The organism is Streptomyces sp. NPDC093109, from assembly GCF_040701725.1.
GTDB lineage: Bacteria > Actinomycetota > Actinomycetes > Streptomycetales > Streptomycetaceae > Streptomyces.
Genome location: NZ_JBFBEZ010000003.1, coordinates 159,469 through 172,945 on the forward strand (window position 1 = coordinate 159,469; position 13,477 = coordinate 172,945).

Here is a 13,477-nt window from a genome sequence, read left to right on the forward strand (position 1 = left end):
GGAGCGCCGCGCCCGGGAGGCGGGCCGGGCGGCCTCTCCGGTCAGCCCGCCGGCCGTGCGACGGCGCGGTTCTTCGTCATGAGGGTGATCAGGTCGAACACCACGGTGGCGGCGGCGAGGCAGGTGATCTCGGCGTGGTCGTAGGCCGGGGCGACCTCGACCACGTCCCCGCCGATGATGCCGAGCCCGTCGAGGGCGCGGAGCAGGCGCAGCAGCTCGCGGCTGGTGAAGCCGCCCGACTCCGGCGTTCCGGTCCCGGGGGCGAACGCCGGGTCGAGGACGTCGATATCGACCGAGATGTACACCGGTGCGTCGCCCACACGGCGCCGTACGACGTCCGCGGCTCCCTCGACCCCGATGACATCGAGGTCCCCGGCGCGGATCGCCCGGAAACCGAACGCCTTGTCATTCACCAGGTCCATCCGGTCGTAGACCGGTCCGCGGATGCCCAGATGGATGGACTTGTCCTCGGCGAGCAGACCTTCCTCGAAGGCCCGGCGGAATACCGTGCCGTGCGTGACGGGCGCGTTGAAGTAGGTGTCCCAGGTGTCGAGGTGCGCGTCGAAATGAACGAGCGCGATGGGGCCGTACCTCTCCTTGGCGGCGCGCAGCATGGGCAGTGCGATGGTGTGGTCACCGCCGATGCTCACGATGCGCCGGTCGGAACGGCCCACGAGGTCACGGGCGTAGCCCTCGATCTGGGCGACCGCCTCGTCGATGCCGTACGGCGTGCAGGGCACGTCGCCGGCGTCGACGACCTGGACCGTCTCCAGCGGCGCGGTGCCGAGTTCGACGTGGAACTTCGGGCGCAGGTGCCGCGACGCCTGGCGGACGCCCATCGGCCCGAAGCGCGCGCCGGGCCTGTACGAGGTGCCCCCGTCGAACGGCACACCGAGAACCGCGATGTCATAGTCGCCGACCGAGCCGATGTCGGGTATCCGGGCGAAGGTGCCCAGGCCGGCGAAGCGCGGGACCCTCGTGGCGTCAAGAGCGCCGATCAGGGCGGGACGGTTGTCGTCGTACTCGGATTCTTGCTTCGGTTCAGGCATGGCGTCTCGCATCAGCTGGCAGTGGTGGTCGGGGGGACGGAGGTCGCGCCGGGCCCGGCGGGGTCGCCGGTGCCCGCGGCGGTGTCGTTGAGGTCGCGGCCCCGGGTCTCGATCCCCCAGGCCAGCGTGGTGAGGAGCCCGGCGACCGAGACGACGGCGCCGACGAGGAGCGGCAGGCTCTGGCTCCGGTCCAGGGCGAAGGGCATCAGATAGGTGCCCACGGTCGCTCCGACGCGTGAGAACGCGGTCCCCACACCGACGGCGGTGGCGCGGACCTCGGTCGGGAACAGTTCGTTGGGGTAGACGACTTCCAGGAAGCTGGAGCCGCCCGAGGTGAGCGCGAAGACGCAGACCGCCACGAAGAAGGCCCAGGCGGGGAGGCCGGGCAGCAGGCCGGGGATGCCGAGGGCGACCGTGATGATCCCGAAGGACCACAGCAGCAGCGCCCGGCGGCCGATCCGTTCGACCAGCCAGAGCCCGGGGATACCACCGACGACGAACAGCAGGGCGAGGAAGATCTCCGCGCTGTTGCCGCCGATCCCCATCCCCGCGAGCAGGTCGGGCGCGAAGGAGTACAGCGCGAACAGCGGAATCACCTGGGCGGTCCAGAAGATGCCGACGAACAGCGTGCGCTTGAGATAGGGCGCGCGGAAGACCGTGCTGTAGCCGGTCTTCGTGACCGGCGGCTCGGCGGGCAGGTCGGCCACGCCGTACTGCGGGCCGAAAGCGATCTTGATCGACCGGTCGGCCTCCTCGACACGGCCCTTGCTGAGCAGCCAGCGCGGTGACTCCGGTGTGCCGAGCCGCAGGAGCAGGGTCACCACGGCGAACAGGGCGGGGCTGGCGAGCATGAAGCGCCACGCGTTCACGCCGAGTCCCTCAAGGCCGACACCGACGATGTAGGCGGCGGCCGCACCGACCGCCCAGACCACGAAGGTGGCCCCGAGCATCCGGCCGCGGAACCGTCGGGGGAGGTACTCGGCCAGCAGCGACGTGGCGATCGGGTAGTCGGCGCCAATGGCCGCACCGAGCAGGAAGCGCAGCAGCACAAGCTGCCAGACCTCGGACACGAAGGCCGACAGCACCGAGAACAGCGCGAGCGCCGCCAGGTCGGCGATGTACATGACGTGCCGGCCGATCTTGTCGGTGACGTATCCGAAGATCGCCCCACCGAAGAAGATGCCGATCAGGCTGGCCGCCGCGACCAGGCCCTTGTCACCTGTTGTCATGTCGAGGGCCGGGGTGAGTGTCGTGAAGGCGACACCGATGATCGCGATCGCGTAGCCGTCGATGAACGGCCCGCCCGAGGAGTAGGCGGTCAGCTTCTTGTGGAACCGGGTCAGTGGTGCGTCGTCGATGAAGTTCGAACGAGCGGTCATGGGGATTCCTTGGGTGCGGTGGCTGCCGTGCGGAGGTGCCACCCCCAACAAGTACGTCGGCCGCACGTGTCCCGTGCAGATTCTCCATGCTCAAAGTTCACTCGCGGTCTTGTGCGATCGCTCAACCCTCCTATGCGGACGATGCGGCGTCGTCGTACGGTGCCCCCATGCCGATCACGGTGAGCGAGCTGCTCGACATGCCGCATTTGCGCCTGAGGCTCCACTCGGGGACCGACGCCCTGGAGCGGCCCGTCACCTGGACACACACCTCCGATCTGCCCGAGCCGTGGCACTGGGTGGCCGGCGGTGAGCTGCTCATGACCAACGGCACCACGATCCCGCGCACCGCCGCGGGTCAGGAGAACCTGATCCGGCAACTGGCCGAGCACGGTGCCGCCGCGCTGGCCATCGGCGAGCGGATGTACGCCCCGCCGCTGACCAAGCGGCTCGCGCGGACAAGCGAGGAGCTGGGCTTCCCGGTGCTCTGGATCGCCTATCCGATGCCGTTCGTCGCGATCTCGCGCGCGGTCGCCGAGGCGACCCTGCTCGAACAGTCCCAGCGCCTCATCAGGACCGAGCGCATCTACCGGGCGCTCCAGCAGATCTCCTCGCAGATCTCCGGTCTGCGGATGCTCACGGCGGCACTCTCCCGCGAGGTGGGCTGCGAGACGCGCGTGTGCGACCGGGCCACCGGCGACGACTGGTACCCGGGTGGCACCCCGCTGCCGGTGGAGATCCGCGCCGCCGTGACCGCGCGGAAGGGAAACCTGCGCGCCGGTATCCTGGCGGTCCCGCTCGACAGCGACTGCCGCGTGCTCCTGGCCGACGTGCCGACGCATCCGGACGCCGTCCTGGTCGCCCTCGCCCGGTCGCCCGAGCAGCCGGACGCGCTGCTGCTCCAGCACGCCGCGACGGTGTGCGCCCTGGCGCTCTCCCAGGCCCGTCTGACCATCGAGCACGACCGCAGGACCGGCGCGGAGCTACTGCTGCGGATCCTCGACGCGCAGCTGCCGCCCTCCGTCGCCCAGCACCAGCTGGAGGAGCTGGGCCTGCGGCTCGGCGAGGTGGTGTGCGTGGCGGTGCGCGACGACGACGCGTCCGCCCTCCTCGCCGGCCTGCACCTGAGCCTGTGGCGCTCGGCCGTCAGCCATGTCACGGCTCATCGCGACGGCGTCTCGCTCACCCTGGTGCCCGACTCCGCCGTGCCGGCGCTGGCACAGGCACTGGGGCAGGGCGGGCCGGCGGGGATCAGCGACCTGGTCGTCCGCCCCGACCGTGTGGTGGACACGGTGCGGGAGGCCACCTGGGCGCTCGATGTCGCGAGGGCGCAGGGGCTCGCGCTGCTGCGGTACGCCGACGCCGACCCGCTGCTCGGTCCGCGCAGCCCGGCCGAGGCGCACATCCTCGTCGACCGCGTACTCGGCCACGTACTGGAGCTGCCGCCCGAGCAGGCGGGTGAGCTGCTGACGACCCTGCGGGTGTTCCTCGACAACGGCAGATCCTGGCAGCGGACCGCGGAGAAGCTCCACGTGCACCGGCAGACGGTGCTCTACCGGGTGCGACGGATCGAGCGGCTGACCGGGAAGCGGATCGCCGACACCGGTGATCTGGCCGCGCTCTGGCTCGCCCTGAAGGCCGTGTAGTGCCGCGACCGGCACTGTCCGCCGCGCAGGAGCGTCGTTCGCGGACCGAGCCGGGTGGACACGGAAGGACGGGTGGACACTGGAAGGAGGAGGTGTGAGCGATGCGCAAAGTAGTCGACTGCCGGGACTTCCCCAGCGAGACACAGTGCTCCCTCGCCATCACCGGCGAGGAGGACGAGGTCGTCCGGGCCGCGGGTGAACACGCCGCTTCCGTGCACGGCCACGAGAACACCCCGGAGCTGCGGAATCAGATCAGGACCATGCTCAAGGACGAGGCCCCGCAGCACGCCTGACCGGCGCCCCGCCCGGAATCCGAGAATCGCGGAAGCCCCCGGCCGCCCGGCGAGTCCCACCGGGCGGCCGGCGCGTGCTCGGACGATGGCACCGGTACGCGTGCTCAGCTCTGCCCGGTGCCCGCGGCCCGCGTCGCGTCGCCCACCTCGAAGACGGTGCCGAACGGGTCGGTGATCGTCACCATCCGGGCGTAGAACGTGTCGTGCGGCACACCCGCGGCGCCGCCCGCCGCGACGGCACGCTCCGCCGCCGCATCGGCGTCCGCCACGGCGAACAGCGTCTGCCACGCGGCGGCCGGCGCGTCCGGGTCGCCCAGGATGCCGCCGATCTCGTGGCCGTCCGGGCGGCGCAGGAAGGTGAAGTCGGCGCCGGGGAGGTCGTCGTTGCCGTCCAGGGTGTAGTCGAAGACCGCCGGGTAGAACGCGCGCGCCGGGGCCGGGTCGGGCGCGACCAGATCGTTCCGTACGAGGCTGCCCGGTTCGAACACGATCTCGTAGCCGAGCCGGGCCCGCCCCTGCCACAGCGCGAACTCGGCGCCGGAGGGGTCCAGCGCGCGGGCCGACCTGCCCCGGTCCCCGATGTCCGCCGGCGCCTGGAGCAGGGTGCCGCCCGCGCCGGTGACGCGCTTCGCGGTGGCGTCGCAGTCGTCGGTGGCGAAGTGCACCCGCCACAGCCGGGCGGAGGCACCGGAAGGTACGGGGTTGAGGGCCGCGACCGGCCGGCCGCCCAGCAGGCACAGGGTGTACGGCTCCGGGCCGGCCGGCGCGGAACGATCACCCGCGTCGGCCGTCGGCACCCCGGCCGCGTACTCCCAGCCGAAGAGCGCTCCGTAGAACTCCTTCGCCCGCTTGAGGTCGGGGACGTCCAGGTCGGTCCAGGTGGGGGTACCGGTCGGCGGATTGCTCGTCACGTAGCTCATGGAGAGGCTCCTCTGTTCGGGCCGTACGGTCGACTCTGGCTCTGTGTTCGACGCTAGAACCCCTACAGGTCAGGGCCTGTCCTAGATCCGGCATCAGCCGCCCCGGGCCCCTCCCCCGCCTCGTAGACTCGACGGATGAGCGCTCCCGATATCACCGCCGGCCCCACCGCCGATCCCGACGTCCTCGCCGACGTCCCTTCCGGGACGGCCGAGGCGGCCGAGACCGACGAGGCGCTGGCCGTCCTGCGCCGCGTCTTCGGTTACGACTCCTTCCGCGGGAGCCAGGCGGAGATCATCGCGCAGGTGGTCGACGGCGGCGACGCCCTCGTGCTCATGCCGACCGGTGGCGGGAAGTCGCTCTGCTACCAGATCCCCTCGCTGGTCCGCAAAGGCGTCGGGGTCGTCGTCTCCCCGCTCATCGCGCTCATGCAGGACCAGGTCGACGCCCTGCGGGCGCTGGGTGTGCGGGCCGGGTTCCTGAACTCCACCCAGGATTTCGACGAACGGCGGCTCGTGGAGAGCGAGTTCCTCGCCGGTGAGCTGGATCTGCTCTATCTGGCGCCGGAGCGGCTGCGTGTCGAGTCGACCGTACGGCTGCTGGAGCGCGGCACGATCGCACTGTTCGCCATCGACGAGGCGCACTGCGTGGCGCAGTGGGGCCACGACTTCCGCCCCGACTACCTCGCCCTGTCCTCGCTGCACGAGCGCTGGCCCGATGTGCCGCGGATCGCGCTGACCGCGACCGCCACCGAGGCCACGCACCAGGAGATCGCGTCCCGCCTGAAACTCCAGGACGCGCGGCACTTCGTGGCGAGCTTCGACCGGCCCAACATCCAGTACCGCATCGCGCCCAAGGACGACCCCAAGCGCCAGCTGCTCCAGCTGCTGCGCGCCGAGCACCCCGGCGACGCGGGCATCGTCTACTGCCTCTCGCGGGCCTCGGTGGAGAAGACCGCCGAGTTCCTCGTGAAGAACGGGGTCGACGCGCTGCCGTACCACGCGGGGCTCGACGCGCGCGTACGGGCGGCGAACCAGTCGCGCTTCCTGCGGGAGGACGGCATGGTGATGGTCGCGACGATCGCGTTCGGCATGGGCATCGACAAGCCGGACGTGCGCTTCGTCGCCCATCTCGACCTGCCGAAGTCGGTCGAGGGCTACTACCAGGAGACCGGCCGCGCCGGGCGGGACGGGCAGCCGTCCACCGCCTGGCTGGCGTACGGGCTCCAGGACGTCGTCCAGCAGCGCAAGATGATCGACACCTCCGAGGGCGACGAGGCGCACCGGCGGCGGCTGGGCCAGCATGTCGACGCGATGCTCGCGCTCTGCGAGACGGTCGAGTGCCGGCGCGTGCGGCTCCTCGCGTACTTCGGGCAGCAGAGCACCGCGTGCGGCAACTGCGACACGTGTCTGACGCCCGCCGAGTCGTGGGACGGCACCGTCCCGGCGCAGAAGCTGCTGTCGACGGTGGTACGGCTGAAGCGCGAGCGGAACCAGAAGTTCGGCGCCGGGCAGATCACGGACATCCTGCTGGGGAAGAAGACGGCGAAGGTCATCCAGTTCGACCATGACGGCCTCAGTGTGTTCGGTATCGGTACGGAGCTGCGCGAGTCCGAATGGCGGGGTGTGGCACGGCAGTTGCTGGCGCAGGGGCTGATCGCGGTCGAGGGCGACTACGGCACGCTGGTCCTGACGGAGGGCAGCAACGAGGTGCTGGGCGGGCGGCGGCCCGTCGTGCTGCGGCGGGAGCCGGAGAAGGCCGCGCGGGCGGCGAAGGCGCCGCGCGAGAAGACGTCGAAGGGGCGCGCGGCGCCGGTCGATCTGCCGGCCGAGGCCCTGCCGGTCTTCGAGTCGCTGCGTGCCTGGCGGGGGGCGACGGCGAAGGAGCAGGGCGTGCCCGCGTACGTCATCTTCCACGACGCGACGCTGCGGGCGATCGCGCTGCTGGGGCCGTCGACCCTGGCGGAGCTGGGCACGGTGACGGGGGTCGGCGAGAACAAGCTGGCGAAGTACGGGGAGCAGATCCTGGGGACGCTGCTGGGCGAGGACGCGGGCGCGGACCCGGTCCCGGGAGCGGACCCGGCCGCGATCCCGAATCCGCCCCCGGGTCCGCTTACGGACACTCCGCGTGCGGAGAGCCCGCGGTCGGAGAGCCCGCGTTCCCGCCCGGCACCGGACGCCCGTACGGACCCGGACTCGGCCTGGGGCGCCGACTGGGACCTGGAGCCGGACCCGGACATGGAGTGATCCGCGCCGGTACGGAGTGATCCGCCGGCCCGCGAACCCCCGGTCAGGCCGTCGTCGCGGCGGCCTCCGGCGGGGACGCGGGACCGAGTGCGGGACCGAGCGCGGGACCGGGCGCGGTCAGCCGTACGACCGTGCCGGTGACCCGCGCCTCCTCCGCCGCCCACACCACCCGGTGCGTCGCCAGGCTCTCCGCCGCGTCGGAGTGCAGCGTCGAGGCGTCACCGGTGGCGACGGCGGCGAGGAAGGCATCCATCAGCGCCTCGTCACCACCGCCGTGGCCGTCCCCGGCGGTGGGCCCTGCCCCGGGGTCGGCGTCGACGGTCCGCTCCTCGCCGGTGCGGAAGTCGACGACCCGCAGCGTGGCGCCGTCGCCGTCGATGAAGCCGTGGGTGCCCATGAGCCGGGTGCGGCGGTGCTCCATGGGCGTGAAGGCGCTCATGGTGAAGGAGCAGCTGGCGCCGGAGGGGAACTCCATGGTGACCACCTGGTGGTCGACCACGTCGTTGTCTCCGCCGTAGACGCACCGGCCGTACGGTCCGGTGCGCAGCGCGTCGAGCACGGCCTCTTCGGTGTGTTTCTCGGTGACCGCCGACAGCGGCCAGAACTCCTTCTCCGCGTCGCCGAGGCAGCCGAGGTAGAGCCGCTTCGCCGAGTACGGGCAGCTGGTCTCCAGCGGGCAGTCCAGGCAGCGGTCGGCGGCCCCGGCCGGGCGTTCCTCGGCGCGGAAGTGGGTGAGGCCGCCGAACGAGGCGACCCGGTCGGGCAGTTCGCCGAAGAGATGGATCAACCAGTCGATGTCGTGGCAGGACTTGGTGAGCAGCATGGGCGCCGAGGTGTCCTGGCGGCGCCAGTTGCCGCGTACGAACGAGTGGGCGTGGTGCCACCAGCCGACCGGTTCCAGATGCTGGACGCTGACGAGACGGCCGATGGTGCCGCTCTCCAGGAGCTGCCGCAGGGTCCGGGTGTACGGGGTGTAGCGCAGCACATGGCAGACGGCCAGCAGGATCCCGTTGCGCTCGGCGGCCTCCGTGATGGCGATCGCGTCGCGCTCGCTGGTGGCCATCGGCTTCTCCAGCAGGATGTGGTAGCCGAGGTCGGCCAGCCGTACGGCGGGTCCGATGTGCAGCTGGTCCTGGGTGGCGACGATCGCGGCGGTGGCGAGCCGCCCGTCCGCGTCCGCCAGCTCGGTCCAGTCCGCGTAGACGTGCTCGGGCGGCACGCCGAATTCGCGGGCGGCGGCGGCGCGGCGGTACGGGTCGGGTTCGGCCACCGCGGTCACGCGCCCCAGACCGGATGCCACCGCGTACCGCGCGTACGACTGCCCGCGCAGGCCGGAACCGACGAGAGCTAGAGTCACCGGGGACATGGGATCCCTTCAGAGTTCCACAGGAGTCCCTCATTATCAGCCGTAGTGCGGTCGACCTCAAGGGTGTGCCATGACCGAAATCCCCGGGGGCGGAGATCTCTCCCAGCTCCGCAGGCTCAACGCGCTGGCCGCCATCGGCGCGCTGCGCGGCGAACCGGCGCTCACGCTGACCGAGATCGCCGGGCGTACGGGGCTGTCCCGCGCGTCCACCGAGGACGTGGTGCGCGAACTGCTGGAGCGGGGCTGGGTGGAGGAGGTCGCGCCGGCGACGGGCACCGTGGGCCGGCCCGCCCGCCGCTACCGCTTCCGCGCGGACGCGGGCCGGGTGCTCGGCGTGGACATCGGCGGCCACAAGGTGCTGGCACTGGTGGGCGATCTGGACGGCGAGGTCCAGCACAGCGTCCGGGTGGCGGTCACCCCGTCGATGGGGCGCACCGAGCGGCTGGCCGCCGTGGACCGGGCCGTACGGGAGGCGCTGGCCGGCTCCGGCACGTCCGCCACCGGGGTGTGGGTGACCGGGGTGGCCACGACGGGGCTGGTCGACGGGGTGGGCCGGGTGATGCTGTCGGAGGCGCTGCCCGAGTGGACCGGGCTCGATGTGGCGGCCCATGTCGGGGGGCTGGTGGCGGGTCCCGTCCTGGTCGAGAACGACAGCAAACTGGCGGCGCTGGCCGAGTCGTGGCGGGGGGTGGCGCGGCACGCGAAGGACGTGGTGTTCCTGCTCGCCGGGCTGCGTACGGGCACCGGCCTGATCATCGACGGAAAGCTGCACCGGGGGTTCGGGAACGCCGCGGGCGAGATCGGGGCGCTGCCGGCGGCGGGCTGGACGCGCGCGCCCGGCCATCTGCGGTCCTGGCCGGGCGGCGAGGAGCGGGCGGGCGACGCCGAGGGCCGGACCGGCACCGAGGCGCGAGCCGGCGGCACCGGAGCGCCGGACGCGGGCGGGGACCCCGATACGGCCATGGAGGAGGTCTTCCGGGCGGCCCGCGCCGGGGACCGCAAGGCCCTGTCGGCGGTCCGGCGTTACGTGCGCGACCTGGCGGTCGGCACCTCGGCCCTGGTGCTCACCCTCGACCCCGAACTGGTCGTGGTCGGGGGCGGGTTCTCCCGCTCCGCCGACCTCATCGTCGAGCCGCTCCGCCGCGAGCTGGACCGGTGGTGCATCCGTACGCCCGAGGTCCGGGTCTCCGGCTTCGGCGACGAGGGCGTGGCGCTGGGCGCGCTCCGGCTGGCGCTGGACCATGTCGAGCGCGGTCTGCACCACTCGGGCGAAATCGCCGCCCCGGAAAGCTTTCTGACGGGTGGTCACCTGAAGGGCCGCTGACCGTTCCGTAACCCAATCGAGTCTTGACTTACTTTCCCTGGTCTCCATGATTAGTACAACTTTTCGCCTCGCGGTACATGAGGAGGTCCGGGCATGGGGAAGTCGGCACGGTTCTGTACGGCTCTGCTGGGGGTGGTCCTGTCGCTCTCCGTCTCGGCCTGTGCGGGCGGGGGCGGGTCCGGCGGCAGCGCCGGCGACGGGGAGATCACCCTCTCGTACGCGGTCTGGGACAAGAACCAGAAGGCCGTGATGGAGAAGCTGGGCAAGGAGTTCAGCGCGAGCCACCCGGGGGTGACGGTCAAGGTCCAGCTCACGCCCTGGCTCGACTACTGGTCCAAGCTCAAGACGGTGGTCACCGGCGGCAGCGCGCCGGACGTCTTCTGGATGAACGGCCCCAACTTCCAGCTCTACGCCTCCAACGGGGTGATCCGGCCGCTGGACAAGGAGATCGCCGAGGCCGAGGTCGACCTCAACGTCTATCCGAAGGCCCTGGTCGATCTGTACACCTACGAGAACAAGGTGTACGGGCTGCCGAAGGACATGGACACGATCGGCGTCTGGTACAACAAGAAGCTCTTCGACGCCGCCGGGGTCAAGGCGCCCGCCGACGACTGGACCTGGGACGACTTCCGCACCGCGTCCGCCGCGCTGACGGATCCGGCGAAGGGCGTGTACGGGACCGCCGCCCAGCTGACCAGCTTCCAGGAGTACCAGTACAACACCATTGCCCAGGCGGGCGGTTACGTCATCTCCCCCGACGGCAAGAAGTCCGGGTACGACGACCCGAAGACCATCGAGGGCCTGCGCTTCTGGACCGATCTGATCAAGAAGAAACAGTCGCCCGACCTGAAGACCATGAGCGACACGGCGCCCCTCCAGCTCTTCGAGGCCGGCAAGGTCGCCATGTACTGGGGCGGCTCCTGGAACGCGGGCGAGTTCTCGGCGAACGACTACACGAAGGACAAGGTCGACGTGGCGCCGCTGCCCAAGGGCGAGAAGCGCGCCACGATCATCCACGGCGTGGCCAACGTCGTGTCGGCGAAGACCGCCCACCCCAAGGAGGCCTGGCAGTTCGTCGAGTTCCTCGGCTCCAGGAAGGCCGCCCTCGACCTCGGGAAGAGCGGCCCGCTCCCCGCGCGTGACGGTACGCGGCAGGCGTGGCTGGACACGTATCCGCAGTACCGTCTCCAGACCTTCCTGGACGCGCTCGACTACGCGGTGCCCTTCCCGGTGTCGAAGAACACCGCCGCCTGGAACGAGGCGGAGCTCACCCACCTCACCAAGGCGTGGACGGGCGAACAGCCCGTCGGCGAGGCGTCCGAGGACCTCGCCGCGGCGATGAACGACCTGCTCGCCAAGGAGTAGCCGTGACGCTCACCAGCCGCCCCGGGCCCCCGGTCAGGGACGCCGTCAGCCGCCCCGAGCACGCACCCCGGCCCCGCCCCCGTCCCTCGCGTCTCCGTATCCGCCCCCCGGGCCGTCTGCGCCGGGACCGGGTGACCGAGGCCCTGTGGGGGTACGCGTTCATCGCGCCCGCCGGGCTCGGCCTCGCGGTCTTCTACCTCTGGCCCGTCGTCAGGACCGGCTACTTCTCGCTCACCGAGTGGGGCGCGTTCGGCGGCCACACCTGGACCGGGCTCGACAACTACCGCCGGCTCCTGAGCGATCCCGAGGTCGGCCGGTCGCTGCTCAACACGGTGGAGTACACCGTGCTGGGGCTGGTCTCGATCCCGCTCGCCATCGTCTTCGCCGCGCTCCTCAACCGGGACGGGCTGCGCGGGGCCGGGATCTACCGCACCCTGTTCTTCCTGCCGGTGGTCACCATGCCGGTGGCCGTCGCGATGGTCTGGCGGTGGCTGTACAACGGCGACTACGGGCTGATCAACCACCTCCTGGCGCAGGTCGGCATCGACGGCCCGAACTGGGTCGCCGACCCGGACACGGCGCTCTTCGCCCTGGTCGTGGTGGGGATCTGGAGCAGCCTCGGCTACAACCTGGTGATCTTCCTGGCGGGGATGCAGGCGATCCCGCAGGATTACTACGACGCCGCCGCCATCGACGGCGCGGGCCCGGTCAGGCAGTTCTTCCGGATCACGATCCCGCTGCTGTCGCCCACCGCGTTCTTCGTCTCGGTCATCTCGGTGATCGGCTCGCTCCAGCTCTTCGACCTGGTGTACGTGCTGGCCGGCTCGGGCCAGACCGCCCGGGCCAACCCCGCCTTCCCCCGGCTGGAGACGGTCGTCCAGCTCTTCCACGACCGGGCGTTCGTGACCAATGACCGGGGCTACGGGGCCGCGATCGTGATGATGCTGCTCGTGCTCATCGTCGCCCTGACGGCCCTTCAGTTCAGGCTCCAGAAGAGATGGGTGCACTATGGCTGAGGCCCTTTCGAGCGCCGGGCGGTCCCAGCCTCGGTCCCGTCCCCGTCCCGGCCCCCGTCCCCGCTCCCGGTCGCACCTCGGCGTGCACGCCGTACTGGTCCCCGCCTCCCTGCTGATGGTCGCGCCGTTCGTCTGGCAGCTCATCACCTCGCTGAAGACCCTCTCCAGCGCCACGGCGGTGCCGCCGTCCCTGCTGCCCGAGGGCCGCTGGGAGAACTACCGTCAGGTGTTCCAACTGCTGCCGTTCGGCGACCAGTTCCTCAACACCGCGCTGATGGCGGCGGGCCGTACGGCCGGACAGGTCCTGCTCTGCCCGCTGGCCGCCTACGCCTTCGCCCGGCTCCGATTCCCGGGCCGCGAGGTGCTGTTCGGGCTGTTCCTGTCCGTCATGATGGTGCCGCCGCAGCTCTTCGTCATCCCGCAGTACCAGATCATGGCGTCCCTCGGCTGGCTCAACACCCTCCAGGCGCTGATCGTCCCGGGGATGTTCAGCGCGTTCGGGGTCTTCCTGCTGCGGCAGTTCTTCCTCGGTCTGCCTCCCGAACTGGAGGAGGCGGCCCGTCTCGACGGCGCGGGGCCGCTGCGGATCTACTGGTTCATCATGCTGCCCCTGGCCAGGCCCGGGGTGATCGCGCTCTCCGTCCTCGCACTGCTCTGGTCCTGGAACGATCTTTTCTGGCCACTGGTGGTCAACACCGATCCGGAACAGATGACACTATCGGCGGGCCTGTCTGCCCTCCAGGGGCAGTTCCAGACCGACTACCCGGTGCTGATGGCGGGCTCCCTGCTCGCGTCACTGCCCGTGATCGCCGTCTTCGCGCTCCTCCAGCGCCAGTTCATCCAGGGGATCGCGCACACCGGCGTCAAGGGCTGACCGA

The 13,477-nt window shown here is 71.2% G+C and carries 11 protein-coding genes; 7 read left to right on the top strand and 4 right to left on the bottom strand.

What is annotated here, in order from left to right; genetic code table 11:
- Positions 1-41 precede the first annotated feature (41 nt).
- Both speB and AB0389_RS05075 read right to left on the bottom strand, forming a co-directional pair.
- Entirely contained in the window at positions 42-1,049 is a 1,008-nt protein-coding gene (speB, locus tag AB0389_RS05070) for an agmatinase (RefSeq protein ID WP_366393919.1), read from the bottom strand.
- A gap of 11 nt (positions 1,050-1,060) precedes the next feature.
- Positions 1,061-2,428 (bottom strand): MFS transporter, encoded by a 1,368-nt coding sequence (locus tag AB0389_RS05075; protein ID WP_366393920.1) that lies wholly within the window; start codon positions 2,426-2,428, stop codon positions 1,061-1,063.
- A 167-nt stretch (positions 2,429-2,595) separates the two neighbouring features.
- On the opposite strand from AB0389_RS05075, the gene AB0389_RS05080 reads away from it, so the two are divergent.
- On the top strand, positions 2,596-4,071 hold the full coding sequence (locus tag AB0389_RS05080) for a PucR family transcriptional regulator ligand-binding domain-containing protein (RefSeq protein WP_366393921.1): 1,476 nt from the start codon (positions 2,596-2,598) through the stop codon (positions 4,069-4,071).
- A gap of 101 nt (positions 4,072-4,172) precedes the next feature.
- Positions 4,173-4,364, top strand: a complete 192-nt coding sequence (locus tag AB0389_RS05085; protein ID WP_366393922.1) for a DUF1059 domain-containing protein — start codon at positions 4,173-4,175, stop codon at positions 4,362-4,364.
- Positions 4,365-4,468: 104 nt separating this feature from the next.
- On the opposite strand, the gene AB0389_RS05090 is transcribed toward AB0389_RS05085, so the two are convergent.
- On the bottom strand, positions 4,469-5,284 hold the full coding sequence (locus tag AB0389_RS05090; protein WP_366393923.1) for a VOC family protein: 816 nt from the start codon (positions 5,282-5,284) through the stop codon (positions 4,469-4,471).
- Positions 5,285-5,419: 135 nt separating this feature from the next.
- Between AB0389_RS05090 and recQ the strand changes: the two genes are divergently transcribed.
- On the top strand, positions 5,420-7,528 hold the full coding sequence (gene recQ / locus AB0389_RS05095; protein ID WP_366393924.1) for a DNA helicase RecQ: 2,109 nt from the start codon (positions 5,420-5,422) through the stop codon (positions 7,526-7,528).
- 43 nt (positions 7,529-7,571) lie between these two features.
- On the opposite strand, the gene AB0389_RS05100 is transcribed toward recQ, so the two are convergent.
- Positions 7,572-8,894, bottom strand: a complete 1,323-nt coding sequence (locus AB0389_RS05100; protein WP_366393925.1) for a Gfo/Idh/MocA family oxidoreductase — start codon at positions 8,892-8,894, stop codon at positions 7,572-7,574.
- A gap of 70 nt (positions 8,895-8,964) precedes the next feature.
- Here AB0389_RS05100 and AB0389_RS05105 point away from each other — a divergent pair, with 70 nt between their 5' ends.
- From AB0389_RS05105 to AB0389_RS05120, 4 genes are all read left to right on the top strand, one after another.
- Entirely contained in the window at positions 8,965-10,218 is a 1,254-nt protein-coding gene (locus tag AB0389_RS05105; protein WP_366393926.1) for an ROK family transcriptional regulator, read from the top strand.
- 93 nt (positions 10,219-10,311) lie between these two features.
- Positions 10,312-11,583 (top strand): sugar ABC transporter substrate-binding protein, encoded by a 1,272-nt coding sequence (locus AB0389_RS05110; protein WP_366393927.1) that lies wholly within the window; start codon positions 10,312-10,314, stop codon positions 11,581-11,583.
- Between the two features lie 2 nt (positions 11,584-11,585).
- Complete coding sequence (locus tag AB0389_RS05115) at positions 11,586-12,599, top strand: sugar ABC transporter permease (RefSeq protein WP_366393928.1); 1,014 nt, start codon at positions 11,586-11,588, stop codon at positions 12,597-12,599.
- A gap of 82 nt (positions 12,600-12,681) precedes the next feature.
- On the top strand, positions 12,682-13,473 hold the full coding sequence (locus tag AB0389_RS05120; RefSeq protein WP_366393929.1) for a carbohydrate ABC transporter permease: 792 nt from the start codon (positions 12,682-12,684) through the stop codon (positions 13,471-13,473).
- Positions 13,474-13,477 lie beyond the last annotated feature (4 nt).